This is a genomic window from Bacillus sp. AR13-1, from assembly GCF_008042285.1.
In the GTDB taxonomy this organism is placed as follows: Bacteria; Bacillota; Bacilli; order Bacillales; family Bacillaceae_G; genus Bacillus_A; species Bacillus_A mycoides.
In genome coordinates, this window is sequence record NZ_QNUA01000004.1 from 17,290 (window position 1) to 38,802 (window position 21,513).

The following is a 21,513-nucleotide window of genomic DNA, read 5'->3' on the forward strand; positions in this document are numbered from 1 at the left end:
ATTTACTTATCCTACCTTCTTATTTACCTTTTATTGGTAAAACGTTATTTTTATTATATACTACTATTACCTATTTACAAGAAAAAATAACCCTGTATGTAAAAGTGCATAATAAAAAACGAGCCAATACTATAGTTCGTTTTTCACCATGCTAAGCACGATAAAGTCTCATTAACATTTTCTTCAATTTTTTGATGATACGATTTTTGGTTCTGGTGCAAAAACTTTGAAGTATATGAAAATGGCCTATCCAACTTGGACATACTGATACTAGCACCCTAAAAAAGGATGCGATTGGTATGGAAAAGCAAAATCTATTCAAGTGGAAACATTATCAACCGGATATTACTTTATTAACCGTGAGATGGTACCTACGGTACAACCTCAGTTTTCGTGATTTAGTCGAAATGATGGAAGAACGTGGGCTATCTCTTGCTCATACAACTATCATGCGATGGGTTCATCAATATGGTCCCGAATTAGATAAGCGCGTACGAAGTCATCTTAAATCAACCAATGATTCTTGGCGAGTCGATGAGACGTATGTGAAAGTCAAAGGTCGATGGATGTACCTATATCGTGCTGTTGATTCAAAAGAAAATACGATTGATTTTCATTTAAGCAAAACAAGAGATCATAGGGCTGCAAAGCTTTTTTTCAAGAAAGCTTTGCAGTTTTTTCATGTTCCAAAGCCCCGTGTGATTACAGTAGACAAAAATCCGGCCTATCCTATAGCGATTGAAGAGTTAAAGAAAGAGAAAAAGATGCCTGTAGGCAGGCATCCAAATAAGGCATATAAAATACCTTAATAACATTGTAGAGCAAGATCATCGTTTTATTAAAAAGAGAGTTCGTTCAATGTTGGGATTGAAATCTTTTCGTACAGCTAAATCTATTCTTTCAGGAATAGAAGCGATGCATATCATTAAAAAAGGCCAACTTATTTTACGGGACAAGTCTGTCCAAAATGAAATGAAGTTTATTCATCAATTATTCGGAATGGCTACATAAGAATAGATTCCATTAGGAATCTATATGCCTCTTTCAAATAGATGCAATCTTTGCACCAGAACCAGCCAACATTTGAAATATTAACTGTATCTTGATATGTATACGTAACTTCTGCAGAGCTGGGCATAACGATAAATCTAAGGCTAAGTTACTAATCATAAATTAGAGGAATATTTACTTTAACAGCTCCGTACCCGTCACGGTCGGCAGTTATGAAGGTATCCACCTGTGACGGATATTTGATTTATATTATTGAAGGAACAGGACGAAAGAATGCCACTAGAGTATTGTCGCAGGGTCCCAGTCGGATCTGCGCGCTTGCCCCAGCGTTCGCGAGTACAATCACGGCATTCAAGATAGCGGCTCTTCTACCTGATATGACGGCTGCGTTATAGCTCACAACTAGGGGACGGATTGGATCGGTGGGGGAATATTGACTGAGATTCGCAGAATGATAGATCGTCCAGGCTGTTACATTTGCTGACAGTCCGATGCCTTCTTTAGTGACACCAGACAGTGTTGTCCCGTTAAATGAAGTGAGCTTGATCGTAAGCGTGCAAAGGTTTTTTATAATTGTACCTACTTTCTAATTAGATTTAATATATTTTATGCTTGTCCAACAAAGCAGTGTGGACACTTACCATAATAAGTTGAAAGATAAATGAGATTATATTTTGGCAAAGCGTGAGGAGTAAAGGAAGGGAATTGAATGAAAACGCTATTTTAATAAGTAAATAAAAGAGAGCACATTTGAGTATGTGCTCTTGGATAAGGAGTGCTGAATTTTAATTTATTGATTCTCTTTCATCGGAGGTATCAAATTTATCGATTAATTTAAAGATAGCCTCTAGAAGAACCGTAGATAAAATAGCAAAAATCAATACAGCATGAGGTGTTAATTTCACAGTTGTAAAATTAAGATTAGCTAGCCAAAAATATCCGACATACATCGTCAGGAAGGTACTAACAATTGAAATTGTAAACCCTAAGAAACCTAATTCTTTTAGCTTTTCCTCAGATAATTTGAATACTCGTAATACTAAAGAGAAGATGATTCCTACTATGAAAAATCCAATACATAATGTCAATAGTGATATTATACTTGGATATTCAACGTCATCAGGCATCCATTGTTTATTCCTACAATTATAGCTGTAGGGAGCACAATAGGTATTAATAGTGGTGATACTATTAGAAAAATTGCCAATAGTCTACTGATGTTGTTTGTTCCATTGTTGTTTTGATTATTCATAAATCCTCCAAAAAATAATATAAAGATCAATATTCTAGAGGATTTTAACACAAAAGTGTTAGTAAGACTATAGCTAAAAATAAGGATGGTTTTAAACAAAAAATTCATTTTGTATGTATTTGAAACACGAAAAGAGCACTTAATAAAGTGCTCTCGTTACGAGTTCATTCACTTAAAAGAAAGGATACACCAAATCATACGGGATTTTTCAAAATGTGCTTGGATAAATTAATTAGTATTTGTAAAAAAGCAGCTAGCAAAAGCTAACTGCTCGGCTGGTTCTCCAAGGGGGAAAGGAGAAAGGTTAGGGACTTCATTAAATGAGTTCTGGCTATCGCCTATCTATATTATTGACGGAATATTGAGTTTTATTCAGGGGAGGAAGAGGAAAATGAACAATTCTAGACTGTCCCAACTTGGTTTTGGTCTGCAACATCAGAATCGTATGTGTTTGTTGCACTAACACCGCTAAAGGTATTGGCAACAAAAGCAACATTGGATGATCCTGAACCATTATAAGCCTTCGTATTTTCCTTTGGAGAAACGTTGTAAAAATCGCCTAAGTTGAAAGAACCGTTACTATTTTGTACAACCAGATTTCCAACAACAGATGGCATAGTTTTCACCTGCTTTATTAAGAAGTATTTAAATTATTATATGGTGTATGCGTCTAGAGGTTCATCTGGATCTGAAAATTTTGAAATGAAGTTTGTTAGAAAACATAACAAAATAATCCTTTTACGAAAAAAGGTCCTGTTGTCTCCAACAGAACCTTTCCTAAAATGGCAAAGAGTAACTCTTACCTTACTCTTTGTTCATATATTACAGGATTGTTAACGAAAATCCAAGGCTCCTTATATTGAGAAATAAAGAAGAATCATTCTAAAGAATCATATCTTTGTCATAAATAAAAGAGCAGTTAGCAAAAACTAACTGCTCATCTCCAAGGGGGAACAAGGAGAAAAATCTAATGTCATCTACAGTATTGACGGAATATTGAGTTTTATTCAGGGGATTTACTAATTATGTAGGTTACATGAGAAGCCCTATTAACATCCAGGCTGCCCCGATTAGAATTAAAGTTTCGAATGTAATCCAAAACTTTCTTTTTTCTGGTTTTTGAAATTCTTTAATTACAGAAAATATGGCACTTATTCCTACAAGAGTGAAAAGAGCAATTCGGATTGTTTCAGTCATTTGCATCACCACCTAAGATTTTAATAGTTTAATTATATAATAATTACCATTTTGTAGAAACTTAATAAAATAATCCTTTGAATAGAAAGCGAGGAATAACAATGGGACTAGGAAACCGTGGAATGGCATATGAAATGCTTATTAATCTAGCGAATGAAATGTATCAAAGAGGGGGAGTGGCGCTTATAAACAAGCGTCCAACTCCTGTGAAGGTGTTAAAAAGTAAAGGTGGCCGTGTATTAAATGGATTCTATGAAGCTAAAAGTACAGTGGACTATGATGGCGTTTATAAGGGACGAGCTATTGCGTTTGAAGCGAAGTCCACAGAGAATGCTACACGATTTGATTTAAAGAACATTGTGCAGCATCAGTTGGATTACCTGGAGAAAGCAGAGAAGATGGGAGCGGTTTGTTTCTTCCTTATTGAATTTAGCAAGGACAAGTCAGTATTCGTGGTACCACTATCAGCGATTCGATGTTATATAAGAATGTCACAGCAACCAAAAGGTAAGAAGTCTATACCGAGAGCAGACTTTGATATTTATGGATACTTAGTGGATCAGACAGAACGAGCGCCAGTTGATTACTTGCAATACATCGATGAACAAGGAATAATTCCAGCGATGTTAGAGGGCATGATCCAAATTGATTATGACCATACAAGGATAGCGAATAACATTGAAGCAGCAAAAGAAAAGATGAACAACAAGAAACGTAAATTGCTAAAGGCTTAATGGATAGCGGAACAACTTGCAATAGTGTGGTGGGGCTATGTTAATGCGCGATGTTCTCTTATTCAGTAGTTAGATAGTAAAATTTCACGTATCTGATGTGAATGTAAAAACCAAAATTTGAAATAGGGGGATTCCGACTTGGAGAGACAATTGATTTTGTTACCGGATATCGATGATAAGAAAGTACAGAAGGAAGTAGTAAGCGTATTAAAGGAATACAGAGCACTCAAGATGCGATTCAGCAATGACGTGGAGCAAGAAGGAATCAGTTTGTTTCCAGAGATACGAAATTCAAGAAGAATAAGCGAATTAAAGGTAAAACAGATGGAGAAGACTTTGGAGCATATCTTAGATAAGGAAGAAAGAGACATTATTACAATGAAGTTCTTAACGAATGAAAGAGTAAAAGATTCAGATGTTTATCATGACCTACTACTCAAGAAGACTTACTTCTATGAGAAGAAGCAAAGTGCAGTGAAACTGATTGCTACAGCATTAGGGAGTATCTAAAAAACGCGAACAAAAGGCGAACTTTTTTGGGGACTAAATAAAATGCCAGAAATTATAAGCTATTCCTATAAACAGTTCTTTGAAAAGAGAATACGTTTTGGGGATAGCGTTCCCATTATAATAACGTTACTCGGTGACGCGGAGGCTAGAGGGGATAAGAGCTTCCCGAAATTATTTATATTTTACTTCTTATTGAGTGTATAAGCGTTCCACCTTTCGTTTGTAGGCTCATAGGTAGTAAAACCACGCCTGTCATGTGGATTTCTTGATTTCTATGTTAAAACTAGATCGGCACCAATTGGATATGATGGTTTGATTGAATGAACTGCATGTCATAAAAGAAGGAAAGTCTAAATTATATTAGTAATTGCTACCGACAATTACCGATATAAGTCAGGCTGTTCTTCTTAAACGATTAACCGAGCAGAGAGCTTCCGCTCTTTGTTTGAGCCAATACAGCTGAACATTCCCCTCAGTTTTATGTGTTGGTTCAAACAAGGCGTAGGAAGAAACATATGCGTCTGGATATAAATCTTTTATAATTCGACATTGGCGAAAATGACATTAAGTAGCCGACTCTACGGAGTATAAACGAGAAGACTGAGAGTATCTAGAATAGCAGAGGCTTGAAGAGATACTTATTGCCATTTGTTCTCTCTCTTCCCCTTCAGGAGCTGTCACTTCGGTGAGGGCTTTTTGTTTTGTAGGATATTCTTCTTTTCTGTCGAATAGATAGATTGGGAGAGGTGGGGAATAAGTAAATGAAAAAATTTATAATAAGCATAGAAGCAGTCGATGGTAAACAACACGAATTTGAAATTGAGTATAAAAAGACAGTAACAGTTGCTGCTATAGAAAATTCTATACAAGCAAGAGAAGCTAGATTCTTCAGATTTGGAGATCGTATGGTTAATTTGGACAATGTATTCTCTTTAGTGGTAAAAGAGAAGAAGGATTAAATACAAAAAAAGCATCCAAAACGGGTGCTTTTTTCTTTGTTATATAGAAATTACACATTAACCATTAAGCATATTAGGGAATATCGAGCATAGAATGATATTGACCCACGATATCATCAAGTTTATTGCTGCGTTTTAGTGTTACCTCTATGTTCACGAAAGGGCACCTGGATAAGGTGCCTTTTTGATGAACTATTTTGATAAAGAAATCATATAGTATAGTGTAGGACAAGTTAACCGCTTATATCCTATTCAATGCTCATCGAGAAGTTCATTCACATATTTTAGCATCTACTGACGTGGGTGCTCTTTTTTATTGAGCAAAATGTACATTTAAATAGAAGGTTAATGGTGGGTGTAACATTAGAGGAATTAGAAAAGTGTTTTAATGAAGCTGTAAATGAAGAAGCAGAGTATGTAGCTGTTCAGATTGAAATGGATGGATTTCCTAGCGATGAAGTAATTATTAACGACAAACATAACATTGATTCTAAACTAGCTTATTATAAGAAAACGTACAATGAAGATTTAGAACATAGATACAATCCAGGAATTTGTATTGTAGGTTTTGCGTATGGTTATTAGTTCTCAGGAATCCTACGTGAATTAGGATTGTTGGTGAAGTAGTGATTAAACCAATAGCAATTATCGTAGGCGCTGCCGTCTTGTTTGTTGTTAAGGGGATGATAAGGGGTGAGGGGAATGTGGGGTCCAACAAGTTTTAAGGATGTTTTAGAGATTATTTGGTACTACAAGTGGGAGTTTTTCAAAGCACTACTTCCTATAGGGATTCCAGTATTTTCACTTGGATTAGGAACGGGTTGGCTGGTTCTGGTGCAAAAAATCTATAAAACTTGGACATACTGATATTACTACTCTAGAAAAGGTGTGTGATCAGTATGAAAAAGGAAAATTTGTTCAAATGGAAGCATTATCAGCCTGATATAATTTTGTTAACGGTAAGATGGTACCTACGGTATAACCTCAGTTTTCGTGATTTGGTGGAAATGATGAAGGAACGGGGCTTATCTATTTCTCATACCACGATTATGCGTTGGGTTCATCAGTATGGCCCGGAATTAGACAAACGAATTCGTCGTCACCTTAAGCAAACCAATGACTCTTGGAGAGTTGATGAAACATATATATAAGTTAAAGGGCAATGGATGTACCTGTACCGTGCTGTTGATTCGAAAGGAAACACAATCGATTTTTGTCTAAGCAAAACAAGAGACCGAAAGGCTGCAAAGCGCTTTTTCAAGAAAGCTGTGCGGTCTTTTCATGTATCAAAGCCACGTGTGATAACAGTCGATAAGAATCCGGCTTATCCAATAGAAATTGAACTGTTGAAAAAAGAAAAAAGCATACCTGATGGTATGCAACTTAGACAACAAAAGTACTTGAATAATATAGTAGAACAAGATCATCGCTTTATAAAGAAGCGTATCCGTTCTATGCTAGGGCTCAAATCTTTTGACACAGCTATATCCATTCTTTCTGGAGTATAAACCATGCATATGATTAAAAAAGAACAGATTAATTTACGGAACCAGTCTATCCAAAATCAGAAAGAATTCGTCCATCAATTGTTTGGACTTGTAGCATAAGATACGATTACGTTAGGAATATATATGCTTTATTCTCTTTTACTTTATTTTTGCACCAGAACCTAAAAGAATCAATGGGAAAATCAGAACTATTTGAGAAAGAAAAAATAAAAAAAAGAAGTGACTGTTTTGACAGAATTGAGAGAGTCATAATGGTACATCAAAACTTCATGAAGAGAAGAAGTGCACCTATTATCATATAGAATTTGTTGTGAAAGATGAAAGAAACAAGCATGCAATAATGATGAAGTATGGCATTATATATATTTCTTATTATTCGATAGGATGATGTTATCTGCATTACTAATATTGATAGATGGTGACCCCTACTAGCAAGCTAAGGTTTTGAAGTACCCCCTAAATGAAAACTTTCTTTCTCTACAGGTAGATATTTTGAGAAAACAGCTCATTTTTTTGTTTTGGGGTGCTTACTTTTCTTAAGTTGATGGGCATGGGGATAGTCCTTCTTGGCACAATCTCGTTTGTCAGTCTTCTTGGTACTCTTCAGCTAAGTGAGATGGATATGATGAAATAGGAGGACCAATTTTAAAGTAGGATAAGCTAGTTTTTGAAATCGGTATACAGTTCTTTAATAGATACAGTTTTTGTAACATGTCTTTATCTATTGGGTGAAGCATGCGATCTGTCATAATGAAATAATTGTGATGATAGATAAATACTTTCCCTTCAGGTAGAATCGTGTAATTAGATAATTTCGGGTAAATAGGTGGTCCATCTGAAAATTCATCTAAACTACGTTGCGAAACTTTAATAATTTCTTGAGCTGAAAATTTAAACTTGCGAAATGCTGTAGTGTTAATAAATGGACGTTTTTGATTATTTTCTATATAAAATAATTCTCCTTTTTCATTTTTTACAACACGTAAATTTGGAATGGGTTCTGTAAGAGATATAGGTGGTCCTTCTGTGTATTTGTAAATAAATGGTTCAGGTATTGGGACAATTTGATTTTGATTATATTTGAAGTAAGAAAGCATTTCTTTTGATATGGGCCTACGTTTATAATCATCAACTAAAAATACGTCACCTTGTGAATTTCTAAGCAATATACCATTTAAATCTTTAGATGGGAGGTTGGCATATAGATTTTGGAAGGAAAAAGGTGTTTTGAAAGTAATATCGAGCACTTTGTTAATAGGATAGAAAGGTTGGAATGTATTTAGACGTTTCCAAAACATTGCATCTCCGTTAAACCAATATAGAGGATCGGTCTCCCAATAATTACTGTATTTTTGATAAACCATTAATAAAATTCTTCTTGTATGCATAACTGAACAGTGATCCACAACATTTGCAGCTGTATATAAAATTCCCAAGGCTTTTCTTACATATTCATGAGTAGGTTGTAGATTATAATCAACACATTTTACGTGCTGAGAAGAATACACCACATCTATTTCAGGATTTTTTTGTAAGAAAGATAACATTTCAGCTAATCTATTTGGAACGTACATAGTATCATCGGTTAAATAGCAAATATAATCTCCGCATGTTAATGGAAGCGCCTCATTAATGAGCGTTGCATATCTTGTGGTTTTATATCTTTCATTACCTTGTATAAAACTATTCTTATAATAAATTCGAGGGTCATCTAAATACTTTTTTATGATATTTATAGTATCTGGATAAGAGTTATCATCCATAATAAAAAGTTCCCATTCTTTAAAAGTTTGCATCTGAACACTTTCAATAACTTGATTAATTAAAGAAGGTTTATTATAGCTAGTGAGGATAATTGAAATTAGGGGTTTCAAAGTTGTCACCTCTTGTGAGAATTTTGGATAGCTTAATATTTTCAGGTGAATATTAATTGAATCTTTGGAGTTAGTTGTTTCTAACTATTGATATTTTCTTTTTTGTACTTAAATAGTTTATTACTTGTTCATAGATATGGTATAGACTATAGCGGATTATAAAAAAGATGCATGGGCAAATAAAATAGCTACTTTATCATTTTATTACATATATAAATCTTTTTTAAAATTATCGGAACGGTTCGTCCTTTCTCTTTATATAATAACGTAACTATTTTTTATTTAATGATAAGGAGGAGAGTAATATTTGCCTAAAATTACAGTTATTATGACGAGTTATAATAAGCCCACATTTGTAGAAAAATCGATATTAAGTGTATTAAACCAAACTTTCCAAGATTTTGAACTTTTTATTATGGATGATGATTCTAACGAACTGACTCAGAAAGTGATTCAACCATTCATAAACAAGAAAAATGTACACTTTTATAAAAGTAATGTAGCCCATATTTCTGAACGAACAAAAAAAGTCAGATATGCTGCTTTAATTAACGAGGCACTTAAACATGCAAAAGGGGAGTATATTACTTATATTACAGATGATAATCAATACGAAAAAGAGCGACTTAAAATGATGTCTAGTTATCTTGATGAGAATAAAGATGTTCAAATTGTATATTCTGCATCAAAAACGATCCATCTAGATGAATCAGATTTACCTATCAAAACTGTTGAAAGGCCTGCAAAAAAAGTCACTAATAATGCGCCATGCGCAATTGATCATTGTTCTATAATGCATAGAGCATCTGTTTTGCCGATTCTTGAAAAAAGGTGGAGTACTTACTGGGATGAAGATCCTCAGTTTTATCGTATAGGAGATGCACGCTTTTTTTGGAGATTAAATCATTATTGGGATTTTTATCCTTTAGATGAAATTTTAGATATCAATTATATAACTTCACATTCAATACATGCGCAGTTATTTGCGGAAGAAAAAAATGAATTTGTACAATTATTACCATCACAAAGAACATGTAAAGAATTAAGAGAAGACTTAAGAAAAAAAAGAGGGTGAAATATTGAGTGACATCTATTTGAAAAATTACTGGTTATTAAATCTAGAATATATAAATGTTTTTTCTGAATTAAAGCATTATAATGTTCCTTTACCATTACTGAGTAATTTCTATCAATATTTGGACGAAGATGTAAAAAATAAAATGAAAGAAAAAGATTTTTATAAACAACTGTCAATTGAACCTATAGAGGAAACACAGTTGCAGTTAGAGTTTGAAAAAAGAATGTCTTCATTTCAATCAAAGATAAAAAGAATAAATCAAAATGGAGTGATTCTCCTGAATTCAGATTATCTCCGTTTTTCAGTAAGTAATTTTACTCACTTTAATCCAAATCATACAAAGATATTAACTAGATCAAAAAAGACAGAACTTTATGGTCTTCCTACAATTTGTGCACCAGATTATATAAATAAAGCCCCTAATACTGCACATGTTTTCATCGAAAAGGCTAAAAAAATCTATTCAAAGTTTAATAAACATCCACTATTTTCAAACATGTTTTTTCAAAAAAAATTACTCAGCGACCTCCCTATTATGATTGAGAAACTTAATATGGCATATTTCATATTTAAAGAACAAGTTATTTCTGGTGTGATTGTTGGCACAACGGAGGATATAGCAAGCAGAGCTCTTACTTTTCTATCTAAAAGTGAAGGGATACCGAGTTATTGTCTTCAGCATGGTGCGATAATGGGTGAAGAAGCATACTTTCCAGTTTTCGCTACAAAACAGGTTGTATACGGAAGATATGAACGAGATTGGTACCTTCAAAAAGGGGTCAGTGAATCTCAAATTGAGGTTATAGGGCATCCCAGATATGATGATATCTTCGATAGGGTATATATGGATAAAAAGAATCTTTTTAAACAATTAAAAATAGACCCCTCTACAAAAGTAGTTTTTATTGCAACCCAGCCATTTAAAACTTCATTTTATATCGAATTGACAGAAGAATTAGTTAAATGCAAAAATATCACAGTTATTATAAAGCCTCATCCTTGGGAAAAAGGGCGTAACCTAGTGGGAGAATATGTTCGGTTAAGTAACGTATATCCTAATGTTAAATATATAACAAATGAAGTGAACATGTATGATGTTGTTTTACATGCGAATCTTGTGGTTATTTCTAATTCAACAGTTGGGTTAGAGGCAATGTTATTAGATATACCTGTAGTTGTTTATAAATCGTTATTAGAGGATAGAGATTATAAGTATTATGATAAATTAGATTGGCTTGTAAATCACTCTATTGAAGATATGGTGAGCACGATTGAAAAGGTCCTAAACGATTCTTTGCAGTCAAGTCTAGCAAAAGAATTAAGACAACAATTTATTAGTGAAAATTATCCACAAGAAGTAAGCACCAAAAAGTTGCAAGGCTTAATTCAAAGCGCACAAGGATAAACATTATTTTAAAAAGAGGAGGTATTCATATCTATGTTTTTTAAAAATAAAAACGTTTTAATTATTGGTGGAACAGGAACAATTGGAAAAAGCATTCTTTCTAATGTTTTAGAGGGAAAGCCAAAAGTTATAAGAATTTTTAGTAGAAGTGAATATAATCAATTTTTATTACAAGAAGAATTTAGGGGTGAAAATCAAAATATTCGCTATTTAATTGGGGATATTCGAAATTATGATCGCCTATATAGCGCAATGGAAAATATTGATTATGTGTTCCATGTTGCGGCGATGAAGCATGTTTCATTTTGTGAATATAATCCGTTTGAAGCGGTATTGACCAACATTTTTGGAACACAAAATGTAATAAAAGCAGCAATTGCCCAGAAAGTAAAAAAGGTGATTTTCACAAGCTCTGATAAAGCAATTTCACCAACAAATAATTACGGTGCAACAAAACTAACAGCTGAAAGATTGATAACATCAGCGGAATATTCAAAAGGATCTAGTGAAACAATATTTGCAAGTGTACGTTTCGGAAATGTTATGGGATCGAGAGGTTCTGTAATTCCCTTATTTGAAAATCAAATTAAAGAAAATCACAAAATAACTGTAACTGATCTTAGTATGAGCAGATTTATGATGACACTGAAACAAGCAACGATGTTAACCATTGAAGCAATGAAAATAGCAAAGGGCGGTGAAACTTTCATATTGAAAATGCCAGTTATTTCATTAAAAGATTTAAGTGAAGTGATGATAGAGGAAGTTACAAAGTTGTATAGTTTGTCCAAAGACAGTATTAAGATTGAAGAAATTGGATTAAAACCTGGTGAAAAAATGTATGAAGAACTTATGACACATGATGAATCTTTACAGGCTTTTGAATTACCGGATATGTTTATCCTACCAAGTCCACTAAAAAAAGGTGCTCAATATGAAAATGCCAATAGAGCGAAGCCAGGATTTTATCGCTCAGATCATCAAGATGCGATTTCAAAAGAAGAACTTAGAAATTTGATTATAAACCAGCAATTACTAACAGGAGGGGAGAAACTATGAAAATATTAGTAACTGGTGGTGCAGGATTTATTGGTAGGTGGGTTGTAAATCGATTATTGCAAGATAAGCATGAAGTATGGATATTAGACAATTTAGCGAATTCAACTACAGCAAATATTATCGAGTTCGTTCATGATTTAAACTTGAAGCAATGTATACAAGGAGATATTAAAGATAAAAAATTGGTGGACCAATTATTTAAAGATCATTCATTTGACCTTTGTTATCATTTAGCAGCAAGTATTAATGTTCAAGATAGTATAGATGATGCTAGAACGACTTTTGAAAATGATACAATAGGTACTTTTAATTTGTTAGAACAATGTCATAAGCATAATGTCAAAATGGTCTTTATGAGTACTTGTATGGTATATGATAAAGCTACTAATACACAAGGAATATCAGAATTAGACCCCATTAAACCAGCTTCTCCATATGCTGGATCAAAAATAGCTGCTGAAAATATGGTTCTATCTTACTATTATGCTTATAAGCTTCCAGTTGTGGTAATTCGTCCATTTAATACGTACGGACCATTCCAGAAAACTGGAGGTGAAGGTGGGGTCGTTGCCATTTTTATAAATAATAAATTAGATAAAATACCAGTAAATATTTATGGAGATGGGGAACAAACAAGAGACCTTTTATACGTTGAAGATTGTGCAGATTTCGTTGTGAAAGCAGGCTATTCTTCTAAAGCAAATGGTCATATTATCAACGCAGGAACAGGACAAGATATATCAATTAATAAATTAGCAGAATTGATTTCGGGAAATAAAGTAAGTATTCAACATGTAACTCATATCCATCCACAAAGTGAAATTCAAAAATTATTATGTAACTATGAAAAAGCAAAAACATTATTAAATTGGGAACCGAAAGTTTCTTTAGAAGATGGAGTTATTAAAACAGAAGAGTGGATTAAATCTTTAAAAATTAACCCTAAGGAGAAAGAATAATGGCCAGGGAAATTCTCGGTATACATGGGGGAAATCCTGTTAGAGGAACATATTTGCCTTATGGTCAACAACAAATTGATGACCATGATATTCAGGCAGTTATAGATATATTAAAAGGAGACTTTTTAACGACAGGACCAACGATTCAACAGTTTGAGGAGGCTATAGCAAAATACGTTGGGGCAAATTACGCTGTTTCTTTTTCAAGTGGTACAGCTGCTTTGCATGCTGCCTGCTATGCAGCTGGAATCAAAGAGGGAGACGAAGTAATTACAACCTCAATGACATTTGTAGCAAGTGCAAATTGTATTTTATACCAGGGTGGAAAGCCAGTTTTCGCTGATATAGATTATGAAACATACAATATCAGTACTAAGTCTATAGAGGAAAAGATTACAAACAAAACAAAGGCTATTATTCCCGTACACTTTACTGGGCAGCCTGTAGAATTAGATAAAATAAAAAAAATAGCAAATGAGAATAACTTGATTATCATTGAAGATGCAGCACATGCATTAGGAGCCACTTATAAAAACCAAAAGATTGGTTCAATTGGTGATATGACAATGTTTAGCTTTCATCCTGTGAAACATATTACAACAGGAGAGGGTGGAGTAATTACTACAAATAATACTTTGCTTTATGAAAAGCTTGTTCAATTTCGTACACATGGAATTGAAAGGAATCCTCAAAAACTTCTTGATAATCATGGGCCTTGGTATTATGAAATGCAATTTTTGGGTTACAACTACAGGATGACTGATATACAGGCTGCTCTTGGCTTATCACAGTTAAGTAAATTAGATTCTTTTATTAAGATTAGAAAGAAATATGTAGACATTTATAATAAAGAATTTAATAGTTTACCTGAAATCATCATACCAAAGCAATTGCCCCAAACCCACTCAAGTTGGCACCTTTATATCATTCGGTTAAATACTAAATTATTAAAGGGTAATCGAAAAGAAATTTATGAGGCATTACAAAAAGAAAATATTGGTGTGAATGTGCACTATATACCAGTACATTTACAACCGTTTTATCAAAATTTGGGTTATAGAAAAGGCCTTTGTCCACAAGCCGAAAATTTATATGAGGAAATTATTACACTTCCTCTATTTCCTAAAATGACAAAAGGTGATGTAGGGGATGTAATAAAAGCAGTAAGAAAAGTTCTTTCGTTTTATAGAGTTGCTAAACATTAAATGAAAGGGGTGTTATTAGAATTGCGAAACAAAAAGTTGTTAAGAGCAGTAACAAAAGTTGATATAAAAAAAGGAGAAATCATTACAGTTAATAAAGTTGATATGGAACTAGGTATCGTTGAAAATGCAATGAACCAGCTTCAGTTCGAGGAATTATTACCTCAAGTAGCTTTATATAATTTGCAAGCAGGAACTCCATTAACGAAAGAGGTTATTGAACCTCCTAAAGTAGTAATTATTGTACTTTGTAGATTAAAATCTACTAGGTTGCCGTTAAAAGCAATATTGCCAATACATGGAATCCCTTCTATTGAACGCTGTCTTATAAATGCATTAGCTATTCCTGGGGGACACCAAGTCATACTTGCTACTTCAGATGTAGCACAAGATGATCCTTTAGAAAAATTTGATCTAGGTGGGAAGGTTAAAATTTTCAGAGGTGATCCAGAAAATACCGCAGATCGCATACTCCAAGCTGCAAAACAAGAAAAAGCAAACATTGTTATGCGGATTACAGGAGATTGCCCAGTTGTATCACCAGAAATCAATAATTATTTACTAGAGCAACATTTGAAAAGTGGAGCAGATTATACACAAGCACAGCTAAGTACGTTACCTGTCGGAACAGCAGGCGATATTTTCACATTAGAAGCAATTGAACGTTTGCTACAAACCCCAAAAACTTTAACCTATGCAGAATACCTTCCGTTTTATTTTATTAATAATCCACATTTATTCCGGGTCAATATAGTAAAACTCCCTCCGCCATTTTGTTACCCTACTTGGAGGTTAACATTAGATGAACAACCAGATTTAGATATGTTCAATGAACTTTATAAAAGTCTGAATGTAAAATCTAAACCTTTATTTTTTCATCAAATAAAAGATTATATCCTTCGAAATCCTGAACTTATTCAAATCAATAGTCATGTGAAATTGAAATGGGCAAATCAACAATCATTAGTGGATGAGTTAAATAGAGAAACGAAATTATAAATTAATAAATTGTAGTGCTTTTAGTGAGGAGGGAGTAACTTGCTTGAGAAAAAAATTGCCTTTCGCGCCGACGCATCTATTGAAATAGGTACCGGTCATATTATGCGTTGCTTAACACTGGCCCATGAGTTACGGAATAAAGGTGCTCAAGTTTATTTCATTTGTCGTAAGCTGCAAGGTGATTTGCAGCAATATATTTTAAATAAGGGATTTCATGTATTTTTGTTAGATGCAGATGGTGAAAATACGAATTTCTTAAGTACAGTACACGGGAGTTATTTGGATTGGCTAAAATGTCATTGGTTTGTTGATGCACGACAGACCAATGATATTTTGTCGCAACTTCCCAATTTTGATTGGTTAATTGTTGATCATTATGGATTAGATGAAAAGTGGGAAACTGCTTTAAGAAAAACTGTAAAAAAGATTATGGTAATCGATGATCTTGCAGATCGAGTACATGATTGTGAATTGTTATTAGATCAAAATCTATACGAGAGTCTTAATGAACGCTATAAAGAATTAATACCAGAGCACTCTTTAATAAAATTAGGACCTAAATATGCCATATTACGGCCAGAGTTCCATTCTGCTAAGAAATTTTTACAAAAAAGAACGGGTGCGGTTGAACATATTTTTATATTTTTTGGTGGGCACGATGTAACGAATGAGACATTAAAAACGTTAAGAGCTATACAAAATATTAATAGTGATACTTTAAAAATAGATGTAGTGGTAGGAAGCCAAAATCCTCATAAGAAAGATATTCAAAATTATTGCAAGAGCATTTCAAACGCTTCATTTTATTGTCAAATAGAGAATATTGAAGAGTTTATGATACGAGCGGATTTAGGGATAGGAGCTGGGGGCACAACAACATGGGAGCGCTGTTTTCTTGGATTACCTTCTATAACAATTACAACTGCACAAAATCAAATAGAAGTAACCAAAGCTGTTGCGGAGGCCGGAGCTACATGGAATATCGGTACAGCTGAAAGTGTTTCAGATGAAACCATTACGAAATGTCTAAACAAACTTTTAACAGATTCAGATAAAGTGAGAGAAATGTCTAATAAAGCTCTTGCCATAAAGTGTGCCAGTAATTCGGATGAAATAACAAAAATTATTTTAGGAGGATAGTATGTTAAACATTGAAAAATTCCATTTGAAATGTATAGAAAAGAAAGATTTAAATCTTATTTTAAAGTGGAGGAATACAGAAGAAATTCGTTCTGTTATGTACGAAGATCATAAAATAACAATAGACGAACACTATAAATGGTTTGAAAAACTAAAATATGATGAAACAATGATTGCAAGATTACTAATATATAAAGAAAAGCCAATTGGATTTGTTAATTTTACAAAAATAAATAAAATAGATCGAACTTGTAATTGGGGATTTTATATAGGAGACAAACAGAGTGTAAGGCGTGCTGGAACTGTATTAGGTATAGTAGCATTAGACTATATTTTTGAAACAAATGGCATACAAAAAGTATGTGCAGAAATATTAGAATCAAATCGTATTAGTTTAAACTTTCATCAGAAACTCGGCTTCCAGGAAGATGGAAGATATGTGAACCATATTTTCAGGGATAATGAATTTATCGACGTTATTACAATGACCCTTTTTTATGAACAATGGATGGAAAGGAAAGAAGCTATAAAAACAGAAATTGAAGGTGAAAAATATGAGTAATTTATATATCGGGGGTAGAGAGATTGGCAATAGCTCGCCACCATTTATTATTGCAGAAATGTCAGGGAATCATAATCAATCATTAGATAGAGCCTTGCAAATTGTAGAGGCAGCAGCAGAGGCTGGAGCACAAGGATTTAAAATTCAAACATATACACCAGATACAATGACTTTAAATATAGAAAATGGTGATTTTTTAATTCAGGATACGAAAAGCTTATGGAAAGGTAAAACACTTTATCATTTATATAAAGAAGCATATACACCATGGGAGTGGCATAAACCCATTTTTGATCGCTGTATAGAATTAGGAATGATACCATTTAGTACTCCATTTGATGAAACTGCTGTAGATTTTCTAGAATCATTGAATGTTTCTTGTTATAAAATCGCATCTTTTGAAAATACTGATATTCCCCTCATACGTAAAGTAGCAACGACAGGAAAACCAATAATCATTTCGACAGGTATGGCTTCTATTGCTGAATTAGATGAAACAGTAAGAGCTGCGAGAGAAGAGGGATGTAAAGAATTAATTCTATTAAAATGTACAAGTACGTATCCTGCATCTCCGAAATCTACAAATATAGCTACGATACCTCATATGAAGGAGTTATTTAAATGTGAAGTAGGTTTGTCTGATCATACACTTGGTGTAGGAGTATCTGTAGCGAGTGTCGCCTTGGGAGCCACAGTAATAGAGAAGCATTTAACGCTTTCGAGATCGGATGGAGGAGTTGACGCTGATTTTTCAATGGAACCTGCTGAATTTAAATTATTAGTAAGCGAAACTGAAAAAGCATGGGAATCTTTGGGGAAAGTATATTATGGCCCTACTGATTTAGAAAAAGATTCTTTAAAATTTAGAAGGTCATTATATGTTGTAGAAAACATAAAAGCGGGAGAGGCTTTCACGATAGAAAATATTAAAGCTATTAGACCAGGTAATGGCTTATTACCAAAACACCTATCCAAAATTATCGGAAAGAAAGCGAATAAGGACATTGAAAAAGGAACGCCTGTTTCGTGGGATCTTATTTGATAGGGTACAATTAGATACTACTAGGAATTCGTTGAATAAATTAAAATGCCTTTAATGAACAATTAGATAAAACTAGGAATTCGTTGAATAAATTAAAATGCCTTTTCAATTTAATGAAAAGGCATTTTAATTTATTCAGAATGATTATAGAAAAAAGATATTTTTAATTTAATAACCTAATAAAGTTGTGATTGTAAAATAGTCGTAATAAAATGGATTCTCTCATGAAAAGTATGCTGTGTAATAACTTTTGTATGAATTTTTTCGACCATTAATCTTTTCGAAATCGTATCATTCAAATGAAAAGATACTTTATTTAAACAGTCCTCAAAGCTATTATAGGATATAATTTCATCTTTATTGAAGAAAGATGAAAGGTCAGATTTTTCTTCAATAATTTGAAAGCCTTGGCAAGCTGCAATATCAAACGTACGATTATTAATGGTATTATTTTTTACTTTATTTTTATTTTTATTCTGTGAAAATAGATGACTACGATGAGGGTTTAATATAAGACTAGCGTTATTATAATAGAGTGCAACTTCTTGAGGTGGAATCCATTCTTCTATAATTTTAATTCTCCGGTGATTTTTCCATTTTTTAATTAACTTATTTCTCCAGTGTTGACCAATAACGGTATAGTGATAAGGGGTTTTTTCCAAAAGAAACTGCATCAATTTTACTCGGGTTGGATAAGGATATCCAATGAACAATATTTCACTTTTATATTTCGAATTTCTTAGACCAGGCTTAAATACATCTATATTAGTTGCTAATGGTAAGTGGTATACATTGGTATATCCTAAACCTGAATAATATTTAAGTGCTTCACTATCAATAGTAAATATAAAATCAAAGTTCTTTAATAGAAGAAGAGAGGTATCTATATAAAATGGGTCCTCTGTTAACCAGACAGCTAATTTAATGTTCCTTTTTTTAAAATATTGAATTGCTTTTTGTGGTAGATGATTACCTAATAAGGTGAAAACAATATCAGGATGAAACGTTGTTGTAATGAAATCCAATTGCTCTATTAATTCACTCGGCTGTACTGCTAACCATTCGAAATTTTGATCGATAAGTGTTCTCTGTATGCTTTGATCTAGATATTGATAGATTTTTGAGTAACCAGAAGTAATGTATAAGAGTTTCATATTTCAATCCCTGCTTTAGGTTTAAAATATATTATGAGATAAATGTAACACTTTCTATTTCTTTACAACTGATCTTAGTAATACTTGTAGTAGGAGGAGTAACTGAATTTTCCTCTTCTAATGTGACGATACAAGTATTAGGGTTAAAATTTGTAAAAATAGCAGGTCCAATAATATTTCCAGATTTACCAGTCACAGTAACGACTTCGCCTGGTTGTAAATTTTTAAAAATACTACATACTCCACCTGAACAACGAAATAAATTACATAAGAACAAATTTATCCCTCCTTTAAACAATATACTATATCATATGAAAGTATGTAGAGGGATGTGTAGACAAGTAACCTTTAGAAGGGAAAAAATTCAGTTTAAAGCAACTTATTGAAATGATAGATACAATGGAATAATACATTTTGGAGCATTTTGATTAGATTATCCATAGTTAAGACATTCATTAGAATGTCTTAACTATGGATTGAACTTTAACCACCTGAAGCATCTTAAGGGGTGGTTAAAGTAACACTTTCTATATCTTCACAACTTATGAATATGGTATTGGTAGAAGAGGGGGTTATCACATCTTCTTCAACTAATACAACCGCACAAATAGTCGGAAAGAACAATGAAAAAGTAGCAGGTCCAATAATTTGTCCTGATTTAGTGGTAATTGTAACAACCGTTCCTGTTGGCCACGAAGAGAATAAAAAACAAGCTAAACCTTTGCATTCTGCCATATTAAGCCCTCCTAACTTTAAGTGTTGATTAATATAATACAATCCAAACATTTTATATTGTATGTGGTAACAATATGAAATGTTTGGACTAATAAAAAAACTAGAATTATATAAAAATGTAAAAGTAGTATATTAACTTACATCTATCTTTTTTAGTTAGCCTGGATGTTATTTGTTTTTAAAAATATAATATTTTAATATAAAAGAAGTTAGTGAGAAATATCCTTGGGTTAAATGGTTTCAAAAAGATGGAAACTGGTATTATCGTGATAAAGAGGGCCCTCTGGTTAAAGGCCTACAATCTATTAATGGATACAAATACTACTTTAATGAAGATGGTGTTATGCAAACAGGCTTACAAACTATTAAGAGACAAGTATATTATTTTAACGAAAATGGTACTATGGTTACAGATTGGAAAGACGTAGATAATAAATGGTATTATTTTAATGAAAATGGCATTAAAGTTCCTAATGTATTTTTAGATGTTCCAGAAAGTCATTGGGGGTATGACCAAATATCATATATGGCAGGAAATAAAATTATAAATGGATATGGGAATGGTTACTTTGGAGCAAATGATAATCTTACACGTGAACAATTAGCAGCCGTCTTATATAAATCTTTATCACTGCCGGATACAAGTGATAATCCTTTTACAGATATAAATGATAGCCCATTTAAAAAAGAAATTTTGTCCTTAACGAAGAGCGGTATTTTTTCAGTAAATGGGGAAAAGACATTTAATCCAAAAAACACTGCGACAAGGGCTGAAATTGCAGTAGTGTTAACAAAAGCATTTAACTTGAAAATCAAAGCTAATTATGAATTCAATGATATGAAAGATCATTGGGTGAATGAATATGTAAAAGCTTTATATAGCAATGGGATTGCAAGTGGTACAGGAAATAAAAATTTTAATTCAGGAGCGAATGTTTCAAGAGCAGAAATGGCTGTATTTTTATATAGAGCAATCAACTTAAATCTAAATTTTGTACCAAAGCCTATTTAATCTTATAATAAGATGGTTTTAATACGAATCCTATATAGGCTTCGTACCAGTTTGTTTTGAAATTGACTCATCATTTTGAGTGTAAAAAAGTTTATTACAAGTAGGGATTTAGCAAACACTC

At 32.9% G+C, this 21,513-nt stretch carries 22 protein-coding genes and 3 pseudogenes; 17 read left to right on the top strand and 8 right to left on the bottom strand.

From position 1 onward, the window contains the following. The first annotated feature begins 299 nt into the window (after positions 1-299). A pseudogene (locus DN408_RS01465) lies at positions 300-1,011 on the top strand (IS6 family transposase). 33 nt (positions 1,012-1,044) lie between these two features. Here the strand turns inward: DN408_RS01465 and DN408_RS31810 are convergent. From DN408_RS31810 to DN408_RS31220, 4 genes and pseudogenes are all read right to left on the bottom strand, one after another. Continuing rightward, positions 1,045-1,170: a hypothetical protein gene (locus tag DN408_RS31810; RefSeq protein WP_255449018.1), complete on the bottom strand. Its 126-nt coding sequence runs from the start codon at positions 1,168-1,170 to the stop codon at positions 1,045-1,047. Between the two features lie 626 nt (positions 1,171-1,796). Further along, a pseudogene (locus tag DN408_RS01475) lies at positions 1,797-2,263 on the bottom strand (epimerase). Positions 2,264-2,664: 401 nt separating this feature from the next. Beyond that, the gene (locus tag DN408_RS01480) at positions 2,665-2,880 is read right to left on the bottom strand and encodes a spore germination protein (RefSeq protein ID WP_002161752.1); all 216 of its coding nucleotides are present in this window, start codon (positions 2,878-2,880) and stop codon (positions 2,665-2,667) included. Between the two features lie 415 nt (positions 2,881-3,295). Further along, entirely contained in the window at positions 3,296-3,460 is a 165-nt protein-coding gene (locus DN408_RS31220) for a hypothetical protein (protein ID WP_000140898.1), read from the bottom strand. A gap of 101 nt (positions 3,461-3,561) precedes the next feature. On the opposite strand from DN408_RS31220, the gene DN408_RS01490 reads away from it, so the two are divergent. The 6 genes and pseudogenes from DN408_RS01490 (at position 3,562) to DN408_RS01510 (ending at position 7,270) form a co-directional block, all read left to right on the top strand. Continuing rightward, complete coding sequence (locus DN408_RS01490; RefSeq protein WP_078178787.1) at positions 3,562-4,194, top strand: Holliday junction resolvase RecU; 633 nt, start codon at positions 3,562-3,564, stop codon at positions 4,192-4,194. A gap of 138 nt (positions 4,195-4,332) precedes the next feature. After that, positions 4,333-4,704 (top strand): ArpU family phage packaging/lysis transcriptional regulator, encoded by a 372-nt coding sequence (locus tag DN408_RS01495; RefSeq protein WP_078178788.1) that lies wholly within the window; start codon positions 4,333-4,335, stop codon positions 4,702-4,704. A 761-nt stretch (positions 4,705-5,465) separates the two neighbouring features. Continuing rightward, a complete protein-coding gene (locus tag DN408_RS01500) occupies positions 5,466-5,663 on the top strand; it encodes a hypothetical protein (protein ID WP_002069589.1) in 198 nt (65 codons plus the stop codon). Positions 5,664-6,014: 351 nt separating this feature from the next. Then, entirely contained in the window at positions 6,015-6,248 is a 234-nt protein-coding gene (locus DN408_RS01505; protein WP_003193048.1) for a hypothetical protein, read from the top strand. A 117-nt stretch (positions 6,249-6,365) separates the two neighbouring features. Further along, positions 6,366-6,530, top strand: coding sequence for a hypothetical protein (locus DN408_RS31225; RefSeq protein WP_003193050.1), 165 nt, complete (start codon positions 6,366-6,368; stop codon positions 6,528-6,530). Positions 6,531-6,562: 32 nt separating this feature from the next. Beyond that, positions 6,563-7,270: pseudogene (locus tag DN408_RS01510) on the top strand (IS6 family transposase). Positions 7,271-7,755: 485 nt separating this feature from the next. Here DN408_RS01510 and DN408_RS01515 read toward each other — a convergent pair. Then, the gene (locus tag DN408_RS01515) at positions 7,756-9,045 is read right to left on the bottom strand and encodes a glycosyltransferase family 2 protein (protein ID WP_147739939.1); all 1,290 of its coding nucleotides are present in this window, start codon (positions 9,043-9,045) and stop codon (positions 7,756-7,758) included. Between the two features lie 307 nt (positions 9,046-9,352). Between DN408_RS01515 and DN408_RS01520 the strand changes: the two genes are divergently transcribed. Genes DN408_RS01520 through pseI form a run of 9 tightly spaced genes read left to right on the top strand, consistent with a single transcriptional unit; the run spans position 9,353 to position 18,491 of the window. Further along, complete coding sequence (locus tag DN408_RS01520; RefSeq protein WP_016093944.1) at positions 9,353-10,120, top strand: glycosyltransferase family 2 protein; 768 nt, start codon at positions 9,353-9,355, stop codon at positions 10,118-10,120. Positions 10,121-10,124: 4 nt separating this feature from the next. After that, positions 10,125-11,528, top strand: coding sequence for a CDP-glycerol glycerophosphotransferase family protein (locus DN408_RS01525; protein ID WP_078179179.1), 1,404 nt, complete (start codon positions 10,125-10,127; stop codon positions 11,526-11,528). A gap of 33 nt (positions 11,529-11,561) precedes the next feature. Next, entirely contained in the window at positions 11,562-12,587 is a 1,026-nt protein-coding gene (locus DN408_RS01530) for an SDR family NAD(P)-dependent oxidoreductase (RefSeq protein ID WP_078179178.1), read from the top strand. Then, entirely contained in the window at positions 12,584-13,546 is a 963-nt protein-coding gene (locus DN408_RS01535) for a dTDP-glucose 4,6-dehydratase (RefSeq protein ID WP_147739940.1), read from the top strand. Before DN408_RS01530 ends, DN408_RS01535 begins: the two co-directional genes overlap by 4 nt. Continuing rightward, on the top strand, positions 13,546-14,751 hold the full coding sequence (gene pseC / locus DN408_RS01540) for a UDP-4-amino-4,6-dideoxy-N-acetyl-beta-L-altrosamine transaminase (RefSeq protein ID WP_078214119.1): 1,206 nt from the start codon (positions 13,546-13,548) through the stop codon (positions 14,749-14,751). The genes DN408_RS01535 and pseC overlap by 1 nt, the downstream gene beginning before the upstream one ends. Continuing rightward, on the top strand, positions 14,752-15,747 hold the full coding sequence (locus tag DN408_RS01545) for a cytidylyltransferase domain-containing protein (protein ID WP_033729003.1): 996 nt from the start codon (positions 14,752-14,754) through the stop codon (positions 15,745-15,747). A gap of 39 nt (positions 15,748-15,786) precedes the next feature. Further along, positions 15,787-16,887 (top strand): UDP-2,4-diacetamido-2,4,6-trideoxy-beta-L-altropyranose hydrolase, encoded by a 1,101-nt coding sequence (gene pseG / locus DN408_RS01550; protein WP_061675967.1) that lies wholly within the window; start codon positions 15,787-15,789, stop codon positions 16,885-16,887. A 1-nt stretch (position 16,888) separates the two neighbouring features. After that, complete coding sequence (gene pseH / locus DN408_RS01555; RefSeq protein WP_002069616.1) at positions 16,889-17,449, top strand: UDP-4-amino-4,6-dideoxy-N-acetyl-beta-L-altrosamine N-acetyltransferase; 561 nt, start codon at positions 16,889-16,891, stop codon at positions 17,447-17,449. Then, on the top strand, positions 17,442-18,491 hold the full coding sequence (gene pseI / locus DN408_RS01560) for a pseudaminic acid synthase (RefSeq protein WP_002169371.1): 1,050 nt from the start codon (positions 17,442-17,444) through the stop codon (positions 18,489-18,491). The genes pseH and pseI overlap by 8 nt, the downstream gene beginning before the upstream one ends. A 176-nt stretch (positions 18,492-18,667) precedes the next feature. Here pseI and DN408_RS01565 read toward each other — a convergent pair whose 3' ends face one another. The 3 genes from DN408_RS01565 to DN408_RS01575 all read right to left on the bottom strand — a co-directional run bounded on the left by DN408_RS01565 (position 18,668) and on the right by DN408_RS01575 (position 20,380). Further along, complete coding sequence (locus tag DN408_RS01565; protein ID WP_003193071.1) at positions 18,668-19,645, bottom strand: CgeB family protein; 978 nt, start codon at positions 19,643-19,645, stop codon at positions 18,668-18,670. Positions 19,646-19,676: 31 nt separating this feature from the next. After that, on the bottom strand, positions 19,677-19,922 hold the full coding sequence (locus DN408_RS01570) for a hypothetical protein (protein ID WP_002169373.1): 246 nt from the start codon (positions 19,920-19,922) through the stop codon (positions 19,677-19,679). A gap of 224 nt (positions 19,923-20,146) precedes the next feature. Continuing rightward, positions 20,147-20,380, bottom strand: a complete 234-nt coding sequence (locus DN408_RS01575) for a hypothetical protein (RefSeq protein ID WP_016127790.1) — start codon at positions 20,378-20,380, stop codon at positions 20,147-20,149. A gap of 199 nt (positions 20,381-20,579) precedes the next feature. Between DN408_RS01575 and DN408_RS01585 the strand changes: the two genes are divergently transcribed. After that, positions 20,580-21,392, top strand: a complete 813-nt coding sequence (locus DN408_RS01585; RefSeq protein WP_340853779.1) for an S-layer homology domain-containing protein — start codon at positions 20,580-20,582, stop codon at positions 21,390-21,392. Positions 21,393-21,513 lie beyond the last annotated feature (121 nt).